The organism is Haloferax sp. DFSO60, from assembly GCF_046557615.1.
In the GTDB taxonomy this organism is placed as follows: Archaea; Halobacteriota; Halobacteria; order Halobacteriales; family Haloferacaceae; genus Haloferax.
Genome location: NZ_JBKIII010000001.1, coordinates 1,175,578 through 1,195,036, shown reverse-complemented (window position 1 = coordinate 1,195,036; position 19,459 = coordinate 1,175,578). Strand labels below are relative to the sequence as shown.

Genomic DNA, 19,459 nt, shown 5'->3' with positions numbered 1-19,459 from the left:
TTGTTCTAAGTGTCTTAGGAACAATTGCTCTCGTTGCTGTAGTGGGCGTTGGTATACAGAATAGATACGGGTCTGAGTGGTTTTCTCTCCTCAACGTCGCCGTCTCAGCAGCGCTCTCATCTGCTCTCGTCTTGTTGTACTTCAGGCAGTCAGCCATACTAGAATCACAGAAGGAACTGTTGAAAGCGGAAATGAACCGTGGTATCCGCGAACAGCACACTGAGACCCTCCGAGAACGTGTACGGAAGTGGCATGGGAATCCAGACCGGGAAATAAGCGACGACCCCATTAATCAACCGAGCAAGAACTTGCCATTTGTCGGGACAGTCTCATTCTCCTCAGCCCCGTCTCCGAATGAAATATCATACGCTTTTGAAGAAGACGAATTCCGCGTGATCCCTCAGTATCTGGAGAATGATCGATATATGAGGGACCTTCTTGAGAACCACGCGCCAGATTTGAAGAAGCAGGCAGAACGTGTTGTAAGTCTAAAGGAACAGTTCGATACTCATCAGCAGAAATTCCTTACCGAGTTCAATTACGAACATGAGGGCCAATACAACGAATTTGCCTTGGAACCTCAGGACCATCTCAGTCTGTGGCTCTTTGAACATCTCGTCCGACTAGAACGGGGGTTCACAGACGATTTTGCTGAACTACGTGAGCGAATGGTGAGTGAAGTAACCGATACAACGCACCATCCAGATGAGCCGATAGTATGGGTATTAGCGAAGGCTACTAACGTAGACCGACGAGCAGTCTACGGTGCAAGATACGACGAGAGTGAATCTGTGGAATGGAACGAATCAAGGTCGGAACTAGTTGGTGAAGTTGAGAAAATTGTCAGAAGCATCGTGGATAATGTTGAGGCTGATTATCCCTTCGACCCAGTTACCCAAGCCGCAGACACGCTTAATCAGGGTGCGGTTGCCGTCGATGAATTAGAACAGATCCTAATTGAGTACGATGGAAAGCCAATCTACCAAGGCGGTTGTAAATATCTTGATGAGGCAGAGGTAGGTGACTAACTACAGATTCCTCCTGAAAATTAGATGACTGGTTCGACAACAACGTGCTGATGTTTCAGCTTTGGTGCCTTACTCCGTCCATCCTGGTCGAATTCGACGATATCCAGTTCCGCAAGCTTCTGTAAGTCACGGCTGATAACTCCCTTATCAACATCCAACTCTTTCGCGAGGGCACGGACTGACTCTGGCTGATGTGCCTTCAGATAATCCATGATTCGAATACGCCGCTCATGGAACACATCATCTGCACGTTCACGGCTCAATACTAGTGTATCTGGGAATCCATGATAAGTGAGTGCCTCTGAAAACGCATTCCGGAGTTCGAGAGCAGAATCTACATTTCCGTCGTCATTGATGTAATTCGGGTCGAACTCTTCTCGAATATTGTCTTCTCCAGCCATTTGCATCACCGATACTACCGTTGTTAGAATTGCAACGGCAATCAAAGTTCCGTAGATAGGGCTCTTTCATGACACAACTCGAAATTTTCTCACGACCTTGCAGCGCTAACAAAACCAATTCCCATAGCGACGAACAATGCGACTAGGAACAACCGAACAAGAATCCCGACGGCAATGCTCGGATCGAAGCCCACGAGTGTGAGAGCGATTGGTACTACAACAAGGCCGCCTACAATACCCGAGGCTATTTTTACTCCAATGTTCCCACTCATATCGCTGTCACAATCGTCGAGAGTACCTGATTCAACCAATGAGGAAATTCACAAATGAGCCATTGCCCAAATTGATACATCAGGTTATCAGCGAACGGTCCGGCTGACGTTCCACACACCATTTGTTATATGAATATCACGAATATACAAATGTTTTCTGGATAGTTTGTTGCCCCATTCTACAAATACACAAAAAGGATTCAGCACACAAAGATAGACCGACAGGAAATCTGAATGCAATGAGATAGCTCACTGGGTTCGCATTACAATTCTTCTTGGGAGAAAGTTCTAACAAAAATGACGCTGAATGAATTAACCATGCCCCATACTGTAGGAGATGTCCCGAGTTACGAACTTGAGACCGTAGAAGCCCAAGACACGCTTATCTCTGCGATTGAGGTGATGTTTGAGAATGACTACACTCAACTCGGCATCGAGAGAAATGGTGAAGTAGTTGGGATGGTCTCTTACCGATCAATTTCACGTGTGCTTTCGATCCTCCGAAAGCTAGGTGCTGATAAGAACCTCCCGAAACGTCAAGTGGGAATTGCAATCGAAGAACTCAGTCCAGTGGTGGATCCTAATGAAGACTTGATCGTACTCTTCAACTTGTTGAGCGAGGACCCTTACGTTATTGTTCAGATGGATGTGGACCAGCCATTTGAGATTCTAACAAACTACGACCTCCTTCATTATCTGCGGGACTCAATCGAACCTTTTCTTTTGATAGAAGATATAGAGCGGTCAACTCGTGAAATTATAGAGGATGCTTTTCCCGAGGAATTGAATGAAGAGCTACAGAGATTCTTCGAGGATAAAGATATCAGAACTCCGAACAAAATCACTGATTGTAGCTTTGGCCATTACCCACAGTTTATGTCTCAAAATTGGCCAGAGTTTGAGGGATACTTCGAAGAGAATGGAGACTTTGTTCGTCGGCTTCTTTCTGAAGTCGGAGATATCCGAAACAAAATTTTCCACTTCAGGTCAGATTCCTACGATTCAAATCTAGAAGAAGAGCTCCTCAAGTTCGCCCATGGCTATTTCCAACGGAGGCTCCCGAAACACGAGTAGGAGGCTCTGTTGAAATCCTCAGTCGCTGTTAGTTTGTTGGGACATGCTGAATACTGGGTGCGTAGTCAGTATGTGTGATTCAATTACTTTCAAGAACAGAAATACTCACAAGATAAAAGTTGTTTTCGCGTGTAGTATTGATCAAATGGGAGAGATCAACTTATATCAAATTTCGGAAGGGAAAGTTACAGAGATATCGCCCAAGCCTGTTGAGCTAGAGAAAAAGGTGCAGAACCTGATAGAGGATAACTTGGAGGAGATGCTTGGAATTAGGTTCTTGAATTCGGAGTACGGCACTGGCGAGAAACACGGTGGCCGAATTGACACACTGGGGTTGGACGAAAACGATTCTCCTGTGATCATCGAATACAAGAAAGCTAAGAATCAAAATGTGATAAACCAGGGATTGTATTACTTCGACTGGTTGGTTGATCACAAGGCCGAATTCGAGGGTCTTGTCCGTCAAGAAATCAATGATGACATCGAAGTAGATTGGAATTCACCTCGTCTTGTTTGCATTGCACCTGATTTTACGAAGTACGACTCGCACGCTGTTGAACAAATTGGACAAAATATTGAGCTCATGCGGTTCGAACGATACTCTGATGGTCTCCTCCTTCTTGAACTAGTCAACGTAGTTGAGTCGGCGGAAACGGGGACGAGCAATCACAGAGAATACACTACTGTGGGCGAGAAGTTGGACAAGGCTGATGACAGTCTGAAACAGATTTTCCACGAACTAGATGGGTTCCTACTTTCTCTCGGCGACGATGTCCAAAAGAAGGAACTCAAATACTATTATGCATATAAAACAATCCGGAATTTCGCTACTGTTGATGTTCGACCAAATGAAGGGAAGCTCCTTCTTTATCTTAAAATAGACCCAGAAAGATTCCCAGAGGCCCCTGACAATATCAGAGATGTGACCGATATCGGCCATTATGGGACAGGAGACTTTGAGGTCACAATCAGTCAAGAGGGAGACCTTGAGACCAGCAAAGAGTACGTCCAAATGAGTTATGAGGGTCTGTAGGTCATCTTACTGAGGTGAATCACAAACGCTACTCACGACCAGGTATGAAAGAACGGCTCTGTTGAACTCCTCAACCGTTGACAATTTGTTGAGGCCGTGCTGAATACAGAACGAATATCGGTCACCGATTTTGCGGCTGAAAGAGCGAGGCGAATTACTCAGTACAAACGAATGAGCCACATATGACGCCGAATTCAGTGGCTCCCCCGCCCCAGACACTTTCTCCCCATACCACTACATAAATGGAGAAGTGGAAGCGTGAAGGGAGGGAGGGATGCGGAATGAAGAAAAGGACGCATCAAAAACTAGCCTCGATGATTCTCGACTCTACGGGCTCCTTCATCAGACCGGACACACACAGCTATAGGTATTCTAAAGGATCGACAGATAACTGATCCGAGTGCGCGAATGCACAGTCCATATTGTTGATCTCGTCTGCTCGTTCTCCCTCGAGTTCCTCAGCATCATCTTCTGTTTCACAGGGATGCAGCTCGCAAAGTACAACCGGCGAAAACAGGTTCGTCATGTCGGTAACGCTCTTGTGCGCACCTTCTATGTGGGCAACAACCCGGTCAGCAGGATTCTCAGCCATCCCCACATAGTACGTTCGACAGTTCTCGTTCAGGGCAACGCCGGCCTTCTTGATCGAACCCTCGATGTCAGCTCCGAATTCAAGCGTGGCCTGTACGTCGCGGCGAAGCAGCCAGATAGACTCTGGTTCATCCAGCCCTGTCGGAGGCGTACAATCCAGCACATACACACCGTAATCTGCATCCCGTACATCGGTGTTATCGCTCAGCCAGTCGGTCAGATTCGACTCGAACCTCTCATCTACGTGGGCGATCGTGTCCAAGTGCTGTTCTGGGAGTGTTGTTCGTGACGGCGGGTCGTCCCAGTACTGTTCGGCCCCAATTGGGAGAGTGGTCGGCATGTAGGCGTCGCTGGATAGTTCGTATTCCTTGTCGTGTGCTATTGCGGCCATCAGGAAGTCGGCACGGTCTGGCTTTCTAATCTGGCCGACACGCTCGTATTTGGGGCGGCCAATCTGGAGGTTGAGCAACATCAACAGGGCAGTCCCGCGCTTGCGGAGGTCGGTCCATTCTGCGGCGTTTTCCCGCCGCTGAGTCACGTACTCGAGGGGATCTTCATCTGGCAGGATATGATTGAACAGGGCATTGGTGTTCGGCGTGACGCTGGTCAGTTCTGACGGGTCCTCACCGGTCCTCTTGCCGAGCTTTTCCTGTAGCTCATCCTCTTTGTTGTTGTCGTAGAGGTCGTGGATGTCCTCTCGGAGGTCGATTTTATCTTTGAAGCTCGCCATTCAAATGGTATTGCATGCCTGTAATACAGACTTTTCGCCGGTTTGAGCTCTTCACGGTACTCAATGAACCGCTGCTCTATCCCTGAGCTGTATGCCGGGTTAGGCTGTCGTTGTAGTCTTGAACGATTGAGGACCACAGCTGCTTCTCGGTCACGGGGTGAGTTAGCATACACACTTAGAGTTCGGCCCAGCGACAAGCAACTGGAAGAAACGACGGATTCGTGCTGACTACACCCTCTATATTCATCACACACTTCCTGTCAAAATACAAGGTGTTCAATAGAGCCGAGTAGGAGTGTAATTCAGTCAAAATAGCGTGTCTAATTACTAGCCTCGCTCATCTTCTGGCAGATACCGTCTCCGTTGCCTGAGCTTCTCCCGCTCCGTCCGTTGGTCGTAATGTCGGTCGAGCACATCTGTTCCAACATCCATTCTATCGCTTACGACCCGTTCTGGTGTGTCCTGTTGGAGGTAGTAGGTAATCGCTCCTCGACGAATTGGATGGGGGCTGAGTGAAGACGGACACGCGTATGCCCGTGGTGAAGGTCGCGCATCACACTCGTCGATGTCCCGGTCGTGTGGACACGTCGAGTCGTACACGCAAGGCCGTGTGTACTGATACGAGATTGTCCGCCCCCTATTTCGACTCAGTCGGTTCTGACGGGTTGCAAAGAGTGGCTTTCGACTATACTCATCTACTGTCCCAGGATGGTTGACCTTGAGCCAGTCATCCAGAACTCCACAAACACGCTCACTCAAGGCAATGTACCGCTCACTCTCTTTGCCATTCTTCAGGGACGTCCCCTGCTCGGGTCTGTGAACGAGTTGGAAAAACCGCTCCTCTGAATCGAAGTCGTCGACATCCAGACTGACAGCAGCACCAATTCGCAATCCGGTATGCCAGAGGACTTCCAGCAGTACGTGTTCTAAGCGTGCATAGTGATATTTCTCGAGATGAGCGAGAATCTGCCAGGCACGTTCAGAACTCAATGATTCTGTCCGTGCGTCATCTGAGGTAGTCGTCGGGAGGAGTATTTTCTCGTCGAGTCCAGGCTCTACTGCATCGATGCTCGCACAGAATCGGAGAAACACACGAAGAGTCGCAAGTTGCCCTTTCATCGAGGCATTTGAGAGGCCATCTTCGTTTCGTCGTTTGACCCGATATCGGTGGATTTCTCTCCCGGAGAACGTGTTCATGTTGTCTATCGCCTCTTCTTCGCACCACTGGACGAACTGCTTGAGTCGGTAGTGGTGTGATTGCAGCGTTGCGTCTGATAGTTCCTGACTGCGAGCATCGAGATACATCTGTTTCGCTGCTGCAGGTTCCAAGGGTTCGAGGTCGTTCGTCATGGTCACTTGGCGGGACAACGACAGAAGCCGGATTTCTAAACACCTGTTTCAGGGCCTGAAGGGCCTGTCAAATGGTGGCTGACAAGGCGGAGGATTCTGGATGCTCCCCCATGGGGCCCATGTGAGTGCCTGAGTGACAACGAAGGCCGAACCTGCCGACCTGAGGGGTTCGAACCAGGGAGTGAAGCGAAGCGGAATGACCGTGGTTCGCGACCCCATGGGTCCCATGTTTTCCTGCGAACAAGAGCGAGAGATTGCGCTCTGCTCGTCGTGACCGAGGAGAGTTCTGAGCCACCACCAAACATTCCGACTGTATGATTTATCAATACGCACGAATATTTTGGGTTCAGCCTCGGACTGCGTGGCGCACGTCCGATAGATGAATTTGACTCACCATGTCTCCAACTCGTATTGGCGCTGTCACGGTACTCGCGTTCTGTCTGCTGTCTGCTGGCTGTTTGTCCACAGAGTCTCCAAACCAACCATGGCGTCTCCTCGTCAATGGACACTTCAACCAAACTGGAGAGTCGCACACGTTCACTGGACATGTGTCTCTCGGGGGTGTATACCATCGACTGGATGGGATTCACGACGTACGGGTGCGATTTGTCGACGAAAATAACGAGACGATGCGTGTCGTCTCCTACGGAACGTTCAACAAATCACGCAGAGAAGCAAACGTCAGCGAATCGTTCGACCGACCACCGAAGTACGTCCTCGCCCACGCAAGTGAGATACACTACAATGGGACCAATGGTGGTCTCATCGGGTGCAAACGGGACGAGCGCGGGCACTGCGACCGCTACTACGACTCGCTCGCTGACCTGAACGCCTCAGAGGAGTCGTGATGAGGTTTCACCTACACGTGTTGCTCGCTGTACTACTACTCACCGCCGGGTGTATGTATCCTGCAGGACCCGGTCATGCAGTCGATTATCGAGGTTCCATCGAGCAACCGAACTCCACGTTCCGAATGAGCGGACAGTTAAACGTCGAACGGGGAGCGAGTCCGCACGAGACGTATCACGACGTACAGGTTGTCCTCTACGATGCAAACAAGGAGCGAATAGAATCGTTCCCGGTCGGAACGCTCTCGACTGACCCGGCAGTAGCGCCAGGAAAAATTGCAGTCAATATCACGACCGAAGCGACGCCGACTTACGTCCTCGTCGAATCACCAGATTTCTGGAAGACAAAGAAGGGGACCTACTCCAGAGCGTACATGCGCTCCGATGGACGGTTCGAGCCGTATCTGATCAAAAGTCAGGAGGAGAAATTCTCAGCAGAGTAGACGGGCCTTCGATACGCGTCAACTGGCGAATCCCGCAGCCCATCTCAAAGATTCAAACCCATCTAGTCAAAACAATTATATTATCTACTTGTTTCCATCAACTGTGACTCAGGGTAGCCCAACGAAACGACGTGGAGCCCACCGATGAGCAAACAGTCGTTGGTGATTACGCTGGTGTTCGCCATCGCTGTGTTCGGCATCGGGTTCGTCGCATGGGATACTGCAACTGAACCGTGGGGCGTGAAGCCGGGAGGCGGAGGGCAAGCAGACTTTGTGGACGGGTTCACCGTGAACGAGTCTGGGTTCTACTTTGATGGAAAGGTCAAAGTCACACTCTATGGTCTCGATGCTCGCTTCGAACACGTCATGCTGTGTACCTACGACGACCAACAGCGTGTGATTAACGCGACCGATTTGGGTACATTCTCGATGAACCGAAGTACGGGCGACGAAGGGGGCTCAGTCTCGGCGACCGTTCACTCTGACCGTGTTCCCACGTATATTCTCATCTACCACCCGAAATTCGAATCCTATCCAGACTTTGGCTCCACACTCTATGTTCGTGATACGGAGGCGGGCTGGTACAGGCCCACCAATCCCACCTCAGTTGCGGGATTCGAGTACCCCCCGACGGAAATGATAGGGGTGTGTCGCTGATGGCGAGCTGCCCATTTGAGCTCAAACGGTTCCTCGGAAAACTTCCTTGGCGGTACTCAATTCTCTTGGTACTGGCCCTCAGTACTACTTTGACCGCTGGCTGTTTGTCCACAGAGTCTCCTGACCAACCGTGGAAGCTCTGGGTGAATGGGAATTTCGAGCAACATGAGGGAGTAGACACGTTCACCGGAGATGTGACGCTTAATGGAATGTACCAAAGGCTGGATGGTATTCACGACGTACGGGTGCGATTCGTCGACGAGAACAACGAGACGATGCGGGTCGTCTCGTATGGGACGATAAACGGATCACACAGACGAGAGAGTGTCAACGAATCGTTCGACCGTCCGCCAAAGTACGCCCTCGTCTACGTTGGCGAGGTACAGTACAACGGTACCGAGGGAATTATCTACGGGTGCAAACGGGCCGAGCGCAGGTACTGCGATCGGTACTTCGATTACGACCCGCTTGCTGACCTGAACGCGACGGTGGAGTCGCGATGAAACACACCGTCCATGTGCTGCTCGCTGTACTACTACTCACTGCGGGCTGTGCTACGTATCCAGCTGAACCCGGTCACGAAGTCGATTTTCACGGTGTCGTCGAGCAACAAAATTCGACGTTCCGAATGAACGGCACAATAGAGGCCGAACGAGGGGCTAGCCCGGATGTCACGGTTCACGACGTACGGATTGTTCTCTATGATGCAAACAGGGAGCAGATTGAAACGGTCTCAGTGGGAGACCTCTCGACCAACTCAGAGTTAGCACCAGGAATCGTTGCAGTAAATTTCACGACCAAAGCGAGGCCGACGTACGTACTCATCGAGTCCACAGATATCTGGGACAAAAAACACGTCTCTGCCGAAGGACACAAACGCGTTGACGGAAGGTTCGACTCGTATCTCGTCTACAGCGCGGACGAGAAATTCGCAGCAGGGTAGTTCGATAGTCGAGAGGTTCAGCGGCCAGTTCTAACATCTATCCGTTTGAAGTCCATCTATGGACGAAGTCTCTCGAACCGCCGACGTCTACGAAGACGACGCTGCTGCGTTCATCGAGAAGTACCGCGCCGAGTCGGTTGCCGAACGGTTCGGAGACGAATTCTACGCCCACCTACGCGGCGAGCGAATCTTGGACGTTGGCTGCGGCCCCGGCATCGACACGGAAACCTTCGTAGACGGTGGATTCGATGTCGTCGCCTTCGACCTCACACGACCGTTCATCGAGGCGGCACAGGCGTCGGTTCCAGACGCCTCGTTCGTGCAGGGAGATATGCGCCACCTCCCATTCGCGGAAAACACGTTCGACGGTGTCTGGAGTTGCGCGTCGTTCCTCCACATTCCGACGGCGGATGCAACTGATACGCTTCGAGAGTTCAGGCGCATCCTCGACGACGACGGAGTCGTCTACCTCTCGGTGTACCGCGGCGAGGAGAGTGGGTACCACACCGACGGACGCTACTTCGAGCGATACCTCCCCGACGAAGTTCGGTCACTCGTCGCAGGTGTTGGATTCGATTCGATAGCACTCCAAGACGACCAAACGTGGCTGAAGGTCGTCGCACAGGTGTAGTGAGCATTTCTCGGTCGAGACCAAACACCCGCTGAGTGGCGACACCAAACATAACAAACTATATGTTTAGACATATCTAATCCTCTCCTATGGTGACCCCAAAAGTCCAAGATTACCTGAAGTCGATTCACCGACTTCAGAGCGACGACGTTCCGGCTCAATCCTCACAGATTGCGGCGGAGATGGGGGTTCAACCACCGACTGTCACCACGATGTTACAGCGATTGTCCGAGGACGGACTCGTCGAATACGAACGATATCGCGGCGCTCGTCTGACTCCCGATGGGGAGCGACAGGCGCTTGCGGTGCTTCGCAACCATCGACTGCTCGAACGGTTTTTGACCGAGTATCTGGGCTACGATTGGTCGAACGTCCACGACGAGGCCGACGTTCTCGAACACTACATCAGTGAGAAATTTGCCGACCGAATCGCCGAACTGCTTGGGTACCCCGTAACCGACCCACATGGCGCGCCCATCCCGACGAGAGACCTCGAAATTCCACGGGGGAGTCCACAGTACTCTGTAGACCAATGCCGCGAGGGCGACGTAGTGGTCGTCTCGGAGGTTCGAAACAGCAGTTCGGACGTACTGACGTATCTTTCGAACGCCGGAGTCACACTCGGTGCGACACTCGAAATCGTCGAAGTCGCGCCGTTCGGGATGATTACGGTCGAAGTTCGGGGAACCGGTGACCAACTCTCACTTCCCACAGACACCGCGGTGAATATCTACGTCGCTCGACCCGGCGAATCTGCCGTCGCCGCCGAGCAACTGAGCGAGATGAGTTAGATGCCTTCACTAGACTACAAACGAGCAACCGAGCTTTCAGAAAAACTGGAGCATAGATTAGTCGAATCTCTCGAAACCGACTTCAAGACCACCCGCCGTGCAGTCCTCGGCGGCCTTGGCCTCGCAGGGGGCGCAGCACTCGCTGGTGTCGGCCGCGGCAACAGCGGTGAACACGACAGCGGCGGGCACGGCGGCGACTCCCACGGAAACTTCGGCGCGGTCGGTGAGTACCGCGACCTCGATTTCGACCCACACGAGTACCTCTACCAGTTCAACACCGGGCGTGGCGAGCAAGAGAACGTCCCACAGGACATCTACGAGGAAGACGGGCGTACGGTTCGTGAATTCACGTTTACTGCGGTAGATACGACGATTACCATCGCCCCCGGCATCGAGTTTCAGGCGTGGGCCTACAACGGACAGGTGCCCGGCCCGACGATTCGCGCCGTCGAAGGCGACCTGATTCGCGTGAAGTTCGAGAACCTCGGACGCCACGCGCACACCATCCACCCACACCTTCGGAACTTGAATCCGAATATGGACGGCATCCCGACGAACGGGCCGGGTGTACTCAACACCGGCGAGTCGTTCACCTACGAGTGGATTGCCCAACCCGCTGGGAGTCACTTCTATCACTGCCACTCGCTCCCGCTGAAAGAGCACATCCACCGCGGCCTGTACGGCGCAATCATCATCGACCCCGACCCGGAACGCGTCGCTGAGCGACCCGAGGAGTACTGTGATTTCCACCGCTCACAAATCACCGACGAACTCCGCGCAGAACTCGTCGCCGAAGCCAAGAGCCGGAATCACGAGTACCCCGAAAACGACGCCGTCAACGAGATGGTGATGGTGATGAACGGCTTCGACACCAACTTCGACGGTGGTAACGAGGTCTACGCCGTCAACACCCGTGCATTCGCCTACGGTGTCGGCCAGACCGACGGCAACGGCAACTGGGAGGCAGGTGAGACCAAGCGCCCGATTCAGTTAGACAAGACGCAGCGACACCGAGTGTACCTCATCAACGCCATCGAGTTCGACCTCATCAACTCGTTCCACACTCACTCGCAGTTCTTCGACTACTACGACCACGGCACCACGCTGCTGCCGACCCAGAAACGGGTCGATACGGTCATGCAATGTCAGGCACAGCGCGGCATCATCGAGTTGGACTACTCCAACCACGACGCTGGACTGTACATGTTCCACGCCCACCAGTCCGAATTTGCCGAACTTGGCTGGATGAGTTTCTTCGAGGTGGTCTAAATGAGCAAACCAAACACCGACGGCGGTACCGTAACCCAATCTTCACAGCCATTCGGCCTTCCGAAGTGGGTCGTCGCCATACTGCCGATTCTCCTGCTCGGACTCATCGTCGGCGGCTTCTTCGTGTTCACTCCATTGTCGTCGCTCGACACGGGCGGCGAACCGCTTCCCGACGTGTCGATTACGCATACGACGCTCCCGAACGACGAAACCGTCGTCGTCCACGTCACGAACAACGGGCCGAACGAGGTGACCATCTCGCAAGTACTCGTCGCGGAAGCCTACTGGAACTTCGACGTCGAGGGTGCGGGCGGAGACAACACGCTCGCCCCACGTGAGAGTGCCCAAGTCGTGATTCCGTATCACTGGAACCCCGGTTGGGACCTCGAAGTCGCACTCGTCCTCTCCGACGGGAGTACCGTCCACCACACCATCGTCGCACCGAACCAGTCGCCGGGGCTGACCACTGACCTGTTGGTGACGATGGCCGTCATCGGCCTGTTCGTGGGCGTCATCCCCGTCGTCCTCGGGATGCTGTGGTTCCCGTTCCTCCAGTCGATGAGCGACCGATGGCTCCACGCGATTCTCGCGTTCTCCGCGGGTATCCTCGCGTTCCTCGCCATCGACGCCGGATTCGAGGCGTTCGAATTAGGCGCAGAAGTTCCCGGTGCGTTCGAGGGAACTGCCCTCGTCGTACTCGGTATCGTCGGCGCACTGCTCGCCGTCCAATCGGTCAGTGCATGGCGGAAAGGTCGCGCAGACGCAGGTGACGAGCGCGCACAGAGTGGACTGTGGGTCGCCTACCTCGTCGCGCTCGGCATCGGCCTGCACAACCTCGCCGAAGGGTTGGCTATCGGGAGTTCGTTCGCGCTCGGACGCGTCTCTCTCGGCGCGTTCCTCGTGGTCGGCTTCATGATTCACAACGTCACCGAAGGCCCCGCGGTCGTCGCCCCCGTCGCCCGTGGAGAGCGCCCGCGACTCGCTCACTTCGTCGGACTCGGCGTCCTCGCTGGCGCGCCAGTCATCCTCGGCGGATGGCTCGGAAGTCTCGCGTTCTCGCCGACGCTCGGTGCGTTCTTCCTCGCTATCGGCGTCGGTGCAATCTTGCAGGTCGTGTGGGAACTGCGCGGCATGATTAGCCGAAATGGCCGCGTCGCGTCGGCGCTGAACCTCGTGACGTTCCTCGTCGGCCTCGTCGTGATGTACGTCACCGACCTCTTCGTCGCACTCTAATCCCCCCGACCCAATCTTTCAGCAATGAATCGACGACATATTCTTCGTCTCAGTGGTGCCGCCCTCGTTGCGACAGCGACCGCTGGCTGTTTGGGCGGCGGAAGCGACACCAAGCGCGTTACGATGGGCGACGACTTCGCCTTCAGCCCAAAGCGTCTCACTGTCTCTGCGGGGACGACAGTCGAGTGGACGAACGACAGCAACGTCCCACACACTGTCACCGCCTACGAAGACGAGATTCCGGACGATTCGATGTACTTCGCCAGCGGCGGCTTCGACTCGGAGCAGGCGGCTCGAAACGACGTACAAGGTGGACTCTTCGGACCCGGTGAATCGTACGAACACACATTCGAAGTTGCAGGGACGTACGAGTACTTCTGCGTCCCGCACGAGAGTTCGGGGATGGTCGGTACGGTCGTGGTCAAATAGCGGTTAGACCGGTTCTGGTCCTCGTCCAACCCGTGTCAGCGTCCCTACACATATCCCAGCGACGATGGTGTGCATCGCCATCAGGACGACCACGCCGGGAATAGTCGCCAGCGGGTCGCCGAACAACAGTCCGATATCGGGGATGAACGAGAGGACGAGTACGGCGATTGCAACTTGTGTAAAGGTTCTATCCGGGTTCTCTACGCGAGTTGAGAGGACGCCGTAGACGAGTGCGGCCCCGAGCGCTCCGAGCGCCGAGAACAGGATTACCGGCGGGTACGAGAGTGGGGGGAACGGTTGGACGGCACCGCTGGCGAGAACGAGTGCGAGAACGAGCGCGTTTGCGATGACCGAGAGCGTAACCGCCAAGAGTCCGCGTCGAGCGAGCGTCGCTCGTGGAAGGGTTGCTGTGGGGGTAACTGTAGACATAGCCACGTAAAATACGCTCGGAAAAGACATGAACATATGCCTCAGTGAAGTTGGTGCGTTCTGCCCGAAAGGTAATTGGCGAGTTGCGAGTGCCCAGTCAGTGAGACGCCGAGGCTAATTTCTCTCGCAATCGCTCCTCGTCAATCTCGAATTTGAACGCTGGACGACCGTCGATATAGACGTACGGGACGCGCTCGCCGTATTTCGTTCGAAGCTCATCGTCCGCATCGACATCGACGAGCGAGAGGTCGATAGCGACGCCTTCGTTGGCGGCAACGTCTCGAATCGTCGCTTCTGCAACGTCGCAGAGGTGACAGACTTCGCGGGTGTAGATAGTAATTGGAACCGCGTCGCTCATTGTCGAGAGTCGTTGCTGGATGAAAATGAGCGTTCGCTTCGCCGAGTTCGGTTACTCGTTGATGAACCCCGTGAACTGGTCGATTGGCATCACCGAATAATCGACGCTCAGGGTGTCGCGAGTCGCACGAATCTTCCCGACGAACGTCGAGATATCTTCGAGTGTACCCTCCAAGATGAACAACTCCATGCAGTAGTGGTTGCCGACGTGGTTGTGGAAGTTCGACTTGACGAGTCCTTCGTACTCGTGACGGAGGCGCATCATGCGCTCTTCGACGCTGGTCGTCTCGAAGTCGAAGATAACGGTCACGACGGCCATCAGTTCACGGTCTTCGAGGCGCTTGTCTTCGAACTCTCCGAGGAGGTTGCGGGCGGCCTCTCGGACGACTTCACTCCGACCGGTGTAGCCGTGGTCCTCTGCAAACGAGTCGATGCGAGAGAGGAGTTCTTCCGGCATTGAGACACTGACGACGGTCATGTATTAAAACGAACGCGGTAATATATTAAAGATTGGCATCAGTCCGTTCTCTCGTCTCGTTCAATGGGACGTTTATGTCGCGTATTCGTACTTCCATGTTCTTGCTTGAACGAATGTCCGTATCGAAGAAACGAAGCGAATACTAGCGCAGTCAACCGGTTTGGCACCCATCAGAGGCTGACAGTCATCCCACACCGTATATTTATTATGACCTGTTGATATACATGAAGCAACCAGGCACGAGGTAATCGTATATTTATATGGCAACGACATCCGAATCCAGTCTCTCTGAAACGCACATTCACGAAGTACTCAGTAACGAGCGCCGTCGAATGGCAATCGAACTTCTCCAGGACAACGACGAGTTATCACTTCGTGACCTCTCTGAGCGTATCGCCGAACGCGAAACCGGCGAAGCGCCTCCACCACGCAACATCCGACAGAGCGCGTACGTCTCGCTCCAACAGACCCACATCCCGAAACTCGCCAAGTTGGACATCGTCTCCTACGACGAAGATTCGAAACTCGTCTCGTTGGCCCAAGCGGGCGACGTCACGGTGTACATGGAAGTCGTTCCCGAAGGTGAGCTTTCGTGGAGCGAGTACTATGCCACGCTCGCTGGGCTCGGTATCGTTCTCATGATTGCTGTGGCAGCTAACGTCCCAGTTCTTTCGAACGTCGGTGCCCCCGTCCTCGGGTCTGTCGTCTTCTCTGTGTTCGGCGCGTCTGCTATCTATCAACGCTGGGTTCAACACACCCAACACTGACTGGGCTCGGACGACCAGTCTTCAAACGTGTCTTCGCGGGCGAAGAACCGACCGTACGCGTCGAACCGGGTTGGAACTGAGCGTGGTTAGAATTGACCGGCAATCGGTCAGCATCAACAGTACGTCTCGCGCATCGTCCGTGCGAACAGGCCCTCTCGGTCGAACGCGAGCGCGACGAGGACGAACGACTCGTCCAACGGTCGCACGACGAACACCTCTCTCGGGGCGTCCGAAAGCTCCTCATTCGTATCTACGTCCACGTCGATACGACCCAAGAGTGGATCGAGCGGAAGGACGCCGTTTCTGAACTCGTCGAACAAGTCGCGCGCCCCGGCCTGCTTTGCGAACACGTAGAGTGCGGCGTTCGGGTCGCCGTCGGTCCCGTAGGTCACTCGTGAGCCAATGGCTTCGCCAGCAGTTTCGGTCGCCTGCCACGTCTCTCTCGCCGCTTCGAACAGTCCGGTCGCCGCGCCGACGAAACGGAATCTCGTTCGGTCACGGAGTTCGACTGCCGTGAACCGCGGCACGCCATCGTCCCACGCCAGCGTCGCATCGACGACGTTTCCGGGTTCGAGTTCACCGACCGTCTCGCCGAGTGTGTCGTCGTAGTCGCGGGTCGAAACGTAGGTCGGCGAGAAGGCGTCGTCTGCGCCCGCGTCTACGAGTCCGTCGTCTGCCCAGTCGATGCCTTCGACCGGGCGTTCGAGCAAGAGCAGTTCGTCCGTGTCACGAGGACTGCGATACACGCGGAACTGCCCGGACGTGGTGACCTCCATAGAGTCGGCTACTTGGTGGACGAAAATACGCCTACCGGTCGGTGAAAGAGAGAGTGGTCAGTCGTCGTCCGAGATGGACGCGACTGCGCCGCGAAGTCCTGCTCGCGTGTCTTCGCCTTGCTTCGTGATTCGCCACCCGGTCAGCCCCATGGCGATGAGGATGAGCGGCGAGAGCAGGCCGAGGAAGTAGTACGGCGCGTAGGAGAGCGTCGGTACGCCGAGTACGTCGGCCATGTAGGCGCCGCCGGTCCCCCACGGAATCAGGGCGCTCGTGGTCGTTCCGGCGGCTTCGACGGCGCGCGAGAGGTTTCGGCTCTCCAAGTCGAACTCGTCGTACAGGCCGCGGAAACTCATGCCGGGGACGACGATGCTCATGTACTGGTCGGCGGCGATTGCGTTCATCGTCAACGCACTCACGGCAGTTCCGGCAGTGAGCGACGCAACCGACGTGAGTACCCGGCGCAGGTGATGAGCGATGACGGCGATACAGCCGGTCCGTTCGAGAATCCCACCGAGCGAGAGCGACGCGAGAATCACGGTCATCGTCCACGACGACCCGAGCAGGCCGCCGCTCGCGAGGAGTGAATCGACCATCTCGACGCCCGTCGAGGGCGAGGTTCCCGCGAAGGCGACGTTCCACGCACCGACGAACGTGTCGAGAGCGACTGGCCCTTGGACGAACAGTTGGGTGAGCGTCCCGGCGACCACGCCAGCGATAATCGACGGCAGGGCGGGATACCCACGAAGTGCCAACACGAACGTCACGAGAAGCGGGAAGAAGACGAGCGGTGTCACCGAGTACGCACCGACGACGGCGGACTGAATCTCGGCGACGCGCCCGGCGGGAATCGCTCCCGACGCGGAGAGGCCGAGGACGCCGTAGCCGACGAGCGAGAGCGCAAATGCGATGCTCGTCCCGACCCGCATCGTCCGCACGTGCGTCATCAGTTCGGTGTTCGTCACTGCTGCGGCGAGGTTCGTCGTATCGGAGAAAGGCGAAATCTTGTCACCCGTGTACGACCCCGAGAGGACGGCACCGGCGGTCATGGGCGCGGGCATGCCGAGTCCCGACCCGATGCCGATGAACGCCACACCAAGGGTTGCCGCCGTGGTCCACGACGACCCGACAGCGAAGGCGACGATTGCCGAGAGAATCGCCGCCGCGGGGAGGAACACAGCGGGCGAGAGGATGTCCAACCCATAGTAGATGAGTGCCGGAATCGTCCCGGCGGCGGTCCACGTCGAGATGAGCATGTAGACGACCAGGAGGATGAGCAACGCCGACATGCCCATGTTGATGCCGTCGCGGATGCCTTCCGAGAGGCGCTTCCACGGGAGGCCGAGCCAGTAGCGACCCACGACGCCGGTGAGGATGATTCCCCACAAGAGTGGCAGTTGCGGGTCCAAACCGAGCCAGATGACTCCGACGCTCAGAAAGACGAGCATCCCGACGACGGGGACGAGCGCCTGCAACAACGACGGACGCTCGTCCTCGGGGATGTCGTCAAACGTCAACGGTTCGAACGATAGTGTTGCCATTACCGGAACGGAGTATCTCCTTCCCGGATTTTAATCTGACTCTTTGAACGTTGTTAAAATTCGTTATCGTCGCTCAGTCGTCCAATTTCGTCAACAGACGGGTGTGAACATTGAGCGTGATTCGTCGCTCGAAAAACCGCGTCAAAAGAGATGTCAGTCGTTAGGCTCGTCGTCGGGCGAACAGGGCCGCACCCGCGAGGGCGACGACGGAGACGCCGATACCGAACCCGGGCGCGTTCGTGGACGACGAGGTCGTTTCGTCGTCAGCGGTCGTCGAGTCGGTCGTGGACGAATCGTCGTTCGTCATCGACACCTCTCGCTCCGAGAAGTGGTTGACGGCGACGTAGACGTTCGACTCGGCGTCGGCGCTCGTCTCTTGGACGAGGTAGGCCGAGTTGTCGCCGCCGTTCGCGGCCGATTGGAGTTCGCTGTAACTCTCTGCTTCGACGGCGGCCTCGCCATCGACGGTCACAGAGAGGTTGTCAGTGGCTGCGAGGGCTTCCTCGGAGACGGTCGTCATCACGATGGTCCCCTCGTGGACCGAGCGGTCGATGGTCATCGTGACGTTGTCTTTCGCATCGCTCGTGGTCTCGACGGTCGTCTGCTCGTCGTACGTCACGGTGTCGGCCACGGTCGAACCGTTCTCCTGCATGACGTAGACTTCGGCGGCCGCAGAGCCGTTTGCGATGAGTTCTTCGGAACGCTCGTCCTCGGCAGTGCGTTCGCCGTCGTAGCTACGGAAGACGAGGCGACTGTCTTCTGCGAGGTCGGCGCTGACGTTGCCCTCCTCGTTGACGGTCACTTCGCCGTCACCGACGACGATGAACGTCCCCGTTCGGTTGTCGTTCTCGACGACGACGCGGGAGTCGTCAACCTGCTCGGCCTTCGACTCTCCGCTGAGGTTCGCCGTCACGTACTGCGACTCGTCACCAGCGGCGATGACGAGCGTCCCTTTCGGGTTGTCGTGGGCGTTCAGCGTCGCACCGCTGTCGGCTTGGACGGTTGCGCTCGTCTCGGTCGTCGTGCCGAGCGAGAGGGCGCTCGCGTCGATGTCGGTCACAGCCGAGAGCGCGATATCGAGACCGATACCGGCGTTTGCCTGTGACGACGTGCTAACCGACTGGAGGACTGTTTCGCCATCGACCGTGTAGTTGGTGACGGCGTTCTCACTCGCGTCGAACGAAACGTGCGTTCCTGCGTAGGCCGAACTCTCCGCGCTCGACTGCTGGGCGGTGACCGCCCCGACGGGGACGGCCGCCGTGACCAGCATGGCTGCCAGAACGATTGCGATTCGTTTCATTGCAGTTCGACCGCAAACCTGCTCTCCGTAGAAAGTCTTGTGGCTAATCGCGGGACAGCGTCTCATCCCCATTCGTGAAGAATATGCGCA

The 19,459-nt window shown here is 55.4% G+C and carries 23 protein-coding genes; 14 read left to right on the top strand and 9 right to left on the bottom strand.

Annotation, left to right across the window (positions count from 1 at the left end; all coding sequences use genetic code 11):
* Nucleotides 1-41 precede the first annotated feature (41 nt).
* Nucleotides 42-1,028, top strand: coding sequence for a hypothetical protein (locus tag ACK509_RS06315; RefSeq protein WP_410765646.1), 987 nt, complete (start codon nucleotides 42-44; stop codon nucleotides 1,026-1,028).
* Between the two features lie 20 nt (nucleotides 1,029-1,048).
* Here the strand turns inward: ACK509_RS06315 and ACK509_RS06310 are convergent, their stop codons facing one another.
* Nucleotides 1,049-1,429, bottom strand: coding sequence for a helix-turn-helix domain-containing protein (locus ACK509_RS06310; protein ID WP_410765645.1), 381 nt, complete (start codon nucleotides 1,427-1,429; stop codon nucleotides 1,049-1,051).
* A 569-nt stretch (nucleotides 1,430-1,998) separates the two neighbouring features.
* On the opposite strand from ACK509_RS06310, the gene ACK509_RS06305 reads away from it, so the two are divergent.
* A complete protein-coding gene (locus tag ACK509_RS06305) occupies nucleotides 1,999-2,775 on the top strand; it encodes a CBS domain-containing protein (protein WP_410765644.1) in 777 nt (258 codons plus the stop codon).
* 145 nt (nucleotides 2,776-2,920) lie between these two features.
* Entirely contained in the window at nucleotides 2,921-3,808 is an 888-nt protein-coding gene (locus tag ACK509_RS06300) for a DUF5655 domain-containing protein (protein WP_410765643.1), read from the top strand.
* A gap of 361 nt (nucleotides 3,809-4,169) precedes the next feature.
* Here the strand turns inward: ACK509_RS06300 and ACK509_RS06295 are convergent, their stop codons facing one another.
* Together ACK509_RS06295 and ACK509_RS06290 are read right to left on the bottom strand one after the other, a co-directional pair.
* Nucleotides 4,170-5,129: a hypothetical protein gene (locus tag ACK509_RS06295; RefSeq protein WP_410765642.1), complete on the bottom strand. Its 960-nt coding sequence runs from the start codon at nucleotides 5,127-5,129 to the stop codon at nucleotides 4,170-4,172.
* A gap of 327 nt (nucleotides 5,130-5,456) precedes the next feature.
* Nucleotides 5,457-6,479, bottom strand: a complete 1,023-nt coding sequence (locus tag ACK509_RS06290) for a tyrosine-type recombinase/integrase (protein ID WP_410765641.1) — start codon at nucleotides 6,477-6,479, stop codon at nucleotides 5,457-5,459.
* A gap of 599 nt (nucleotides 6,480-7,078) precedes the next feature.
* Here ACK509_RS06290 and ACK509_RS06285 point away from each other — a divergent pair.
* From ACK509_RS06285 to ACK509_RS06240, 10 genes are all read left to right on the top strand, one after another.
* A complete protein-coding gene (locus tag ACK509_RS06285) occupies nucleotides 7,079-7,327 on the top strand; it encodes a hypothetical protein (protein WP_410765640.1) in 249 nt (82 codons plus the stop codon).
* 125 nt (nucleotides 7,328-7,452) lie between these two features.
* Entirely contained in the window at nucleotides 7,453-7,770 is a 318-nt protein-coding gene (locus ACK509_RS06280) for a hypothetical protein (RefSeq protein WP_410765639.1), read from the top strand.
* 144 nt (nucleotides 7,771-7,914) lie between these two features.
* Nucleotides 7,915-8,427 (top strand): hypothetical protein, encoded by a 513-nt coding sequence (locus ACK509_RS06275; protein WP_410765638.1) that lies wholly within the window; start codon nucleotides 7,915-7,917, stop codon nucleotides 8,425-8,427.
* Complete coding sequence (locus ACK509_RS06270; RefSeq protein WP_410765637.1) at nucleotides 8,427-8,930, top strand: hypothetical protein; 504 nt, start codon at nucleotides 8,427-8,429, stop codon at nucleotides 8,928-8,930. Before ACK509_RS06275 ends, ACK509_RS06270 begins: the two co-directional genes overlap by 1 nt.
* A gap of 125 nt (nucleotides 8,931-9,055) precedes the next feature.
* A complete protein-coding gene (locus tag ACK509_RS06265) occupies nucleotides 9,056-9,370 on the top strand; it encodes a hypothetical protein (protein ID WP_410765636.1) in 315 nt (104 codons plus the stop codon).
* Between the two features lie 58 nt (nucleotides 9,371-9,428).
* Nucleotides 9,429-10,001: a class I SAM-dependent methyltransferase gene (locus ACK509_RS06260; RefSeq protein WP_410765635.1), complete on the top strand. Its 573-nt coding sequence runs from the start codon at nucleotides 9,429-9,431 to the stop codon at nucleotides 9,999-10,001.
* Between the two features lie 89 nt (nucleotides 10,002-10,090).
* Nucleotides 10,091-10,792 carry a metal-dependent transcriptional regulator gene (locus ACK509_RS06255; protein WP_410765634.1) on the top strand — a complete coding sequence of 234 codons (702 nt, stop codon included), beginning with the start codon at nucleotides 10,091-10,093 and terminating at the stop codon, nucleotides 10,790-10,792.
* Complete coding sequence (locus ACK509_RS06250) at nucleotides 10,793-12,061, top strand: multicopper oxidase domain-containing protein (RefSeq protein ID WP_410765633.1); 1,269 nt, start codon at nucleotides 10,793-10,795, stop codon at nucleotides 12,059-12,061.
* On the top strand, nucleotides 12,062-13,294 hold the full coding sequence (locus tag ACK509_RS06245) for a ZIP family metal transporter (protein ID WP_410765632.1): 1,233 nt from the start codon (nucleotides 12,062-12,064) through the stop codon (nucleotides 13,292-13,294). It begins immediately after the preceding gene.
* A gap of 24 nt (nucleotides 13,295-13,318) precedes the next feature.
* The gene (locus tag ACK509_RS06240; protein ID WP_410765631.1) at nucleotides 13,319-13,723 is read left to right on the top strand and encodes a plastocyanin/azurin family copper-binding protein; all 405 of its coding nucleotides are present in this window, start codon (nucleotides 13,319-13,321) and stop codon (nucleotides 13,721-13,723) included.
* A gap of 3 nt (nucleotides 13,724-13,726) precedes the next feature.
* On the opposite strand, the gene ACK509_RS06235 is transcribed toward ACK509_RS06240, so the two are convergent.
* From ACK509_RS06235 to ACK509_RS06225, 3 genes are all read right to left on the bottom strand, one after another.
* Nucleotides 13,727-14,152 carry a DUF6069 family protein gene (locus ACK509_RS06235; RefSeq protein WP_410765630.1) on the bottom strand — a complete coding sequence of 142 codons (426 nt, stop codon included), beginning with the start codon at nucleotides 14,150-14,152 and terminating at the stop codon, nucleotides 13,727-13,729.
* Between the two features lie 97 nt (nucleotides 14,153-14,249).
* Nucleotides 14,250-14,510: a glutaredoxin family protein gene (locus tag ACK509_RS06230; protein ID WP_410765629.1), complete on the bottom strand. Its 261-nt coding sequence runs from the start codon at nucleotides 14,508-14,510 to the stop codon at nucleotides 14,250-14,252.
* Between the two features lie 51 nt (nucleotides 14,511-14,561).
* On the bottom strand, nucleotides 14,562-14,987 hold the full coding sequence (locus ACK509_RS06225) for a CopG family ribbon-helix-helix protein (RefSeq protein ID WP_410765628.1): 426 nt from the start codon (nucleotides 14,985-14,987) through the stop codon (nucleotides 14,562-14,564).
* Between the two features lie 260 nt (nucleotides 14,988-15,247).
* Here ACK509_RS06225 and ACK509_RS06220 point away from each other — a divergent pair, with 260 nt between their 5' ends.
* On the top strand, nucleotides 15,248-15,754 hold the full coding sequence (locus ACK509_RS06220; RefSeq protein WP_410765627.1) for an ArsR family transcriptional regulator: 507 nt from the start codon (nucleotides 15,248-15,250) through the stop codon (nucleotides 15,752-15,754).
* Nucleotides 15,755-15,867: 113 nt separating this feature from the next.
* Here ACK509_RS06220 and ACK509_RS06215 read toward each other — a convergent pair whose 3' ends face one another.
* From ACK509_RS06215 to ACK509_RS06205, 3 genes are all read right to left on the bottom strand, one after another.
* Entirely contained in the window at nucleotides 15,868-16,530 is a 663-nt protein-coding gene (locus tag ACK509_RS06215) for a DUF6663 family protein (RefSeq protein ID WP_410765626.1), read from the bottom strand.
* Nucleotides 16,531-16,587: 57 nt separating this feature from the next.
* The gene (locus ACK509_RS06210; RefSeq protein WP_410765625.1) at nucleotides 16,588-18,069 is read right to left on the bottom strand and encodes a Na+/H+ antiporter NhaC family protein; all 1,482 of its coding nucleotides are present in this window, start codon (nucleotides 18,067-18,069) and stop codon (nucleotides 16,588-16,590) included.
* A gap of 160 nt (nucleotides 18,070-18,229) precedes the next feature.
* Nucleotides 18,230-19,369, bottom strand: coding sequence for a PGF-CTERM sorting domain-containing protein (locus tag ACK509_RS06205; RefSeq protein ID WP_410765624.1), 1,140 nt, complete (start codon nucleotides 19,367-19,369; stop codon nucleotides 18,230-18,232).
* Nucleotides 19,370-19,459 lie beyond the last annotated feature (90 nt).

Excerpts from the sequence above, each read along its gene's own strand:
- ACK509_RS06250 (WP_410765633.1), top strand. The coding sequence starts at position 10,793 with ATGCCTTCACTAGACTACAAACGAGCAACCGAGCTTTCAGAAAAACTG.
- ACK509_RS06235 (WP_410765630.1), bottom strand. The coding sequence starts at position 14,152 with ATGTCTACAGTTACCCCCACAGCAACCCTTCCACGAGCGACGCTCGCT.
- ACK509_RS06220 (WP_410765627.1), top strand. The coding sequence starts at position 15,248 with ATGGCAACGACATCCGAATCCAGTCTCTCTGAAACGCACATTCACGAA.
- ACK509_RS06225 (WP_410765628.1), bottom strand. The coding sequence starts at position 14,987 with ATGACCGTCGTCAGTGTCTCAATGCCGGAAGAACTCCTCTCTCGCATC.
- ACK509_RS06260 (WP_410765635.1), top strand. The coding sequence starts at position 9,429 with ATGGACGAAGTCTCTCGAACCGCCGACGTCTACGAAGACGACGCTGCT.
- ACK509_RS06265 (WP_410765636.1), top strand. The coding sequence starts at position 9,056 with ATGAACGGCACAATAGAGGCCGAACGAGGGGCTAGCCCGGATGTCACG.
- ACK509_RS06255 (WP_410765634.1), top strand. The coding sequence starts at position 10,091 with ATGGTGACCCCAAAAGTCCAAGATTACCTGAAGTCGATTCACCGACTT.
- ACK509_RS06230 (WP_410765629.1), bottom strand. The coding sequence starts at position 14,510 with ATGAGCGACGCGGTTCCAATTACTATCTACACCCGCGAAGTCTGTCAC.
- ACK509_RS06240 (WP_410765631.1), top strand. The coding sequence starts at position 13,319 with ATGAATCGACGACATATTCTTCGTCTCAGTGGTGCCGCCCTCGTTGCG.
- ACK509_RS06275 (WP_410765638.1), top strand. The coding sequence starts at position 7,915 with ATGAGCAAACAGTCGTTGGTGATTACGCTGGTGTTCGCCATCGCTGTG.
- ACK509_RS06305 (WP_410765644.1), top strand. The coding sequence starts at position 1,999 with ATGACGCTGAATGAATTAACCATGCCCCATACTGTAGGAGATGTCCCG.
- ACK509_RS06295 (WP_410765642.1), bottom strand. The coding sequence starts at position 5,129 with ATGGCGAGCTTCAAAGATAAAATCGACCTCCGAGAGGACATCCACGAC.
- ACK509_RS06210 (WP_410765625.1), bottom strand. The coding sequence starts at position 18,069 with ATGGCAACACTATCGTTCGAACCGTTGACGTTTGACGACATCCCCGAG.
- ACK509_RS06310 (WP_410765645.1), bottom strand. The coding sequence starts at position 1,429 with ATGGCTGGAGAAGACAATATTCGAGAAGAGTTCGACCCGAATTACATC.
- ACK509_RS06205 (WP_410765624.1), bottom strand. The coding sequence starts at position 19,369 with ATGAAACGAATCGCAATCGTTCTGGCAGCCATGCTGGTCACGGCGGCC.
- ACK509_RS06215 (WP_410765626.1), bottom strand. The coding sequence starts at position 16,530 with ATGGAGGTCACCACGTCCGGGCAGTTCCGCGTGTATCGCAGTCCTCGT.
- ACK509_RS06300 (WP_410765643.1), top strand. The coding sequence starts at position 2,921 with ATGGGAGAGATCAACTTATATCAAATTTCGGAAGGGAAAGTTACAGAG.
- ACK509_RS06270 (WP_410765637.1), top strand. The coding sequence starts at position 8,427 with ATGGCGAGCTGCCCATTTGAGCTCAAACGGTTCCTCGGAAAACTTCCT.
- ACK509_RS06245 (WP_410765632.1), top strand. The coding sequence starts at position 12,062 with ATGAGCAAACCAAACACCGACGGCGGTACCGTAACCCAATCTTCACAG.
- ACK509_RS06280 (WP_410765639.1), top strand. The coding sequence starts at position 7,453 with ATGAGCGGACAGTTAAACGTCGAACGGGGAGCGAGTCCGCACGAGACG.
- ACK509_RS06290 (WP_410765641.1), bottom strand. The coding sequence starts at position 6,479 with ATGACGAACGACCTCGAACCCTTGGAACCTGCAGCAGCGAAACAGATG.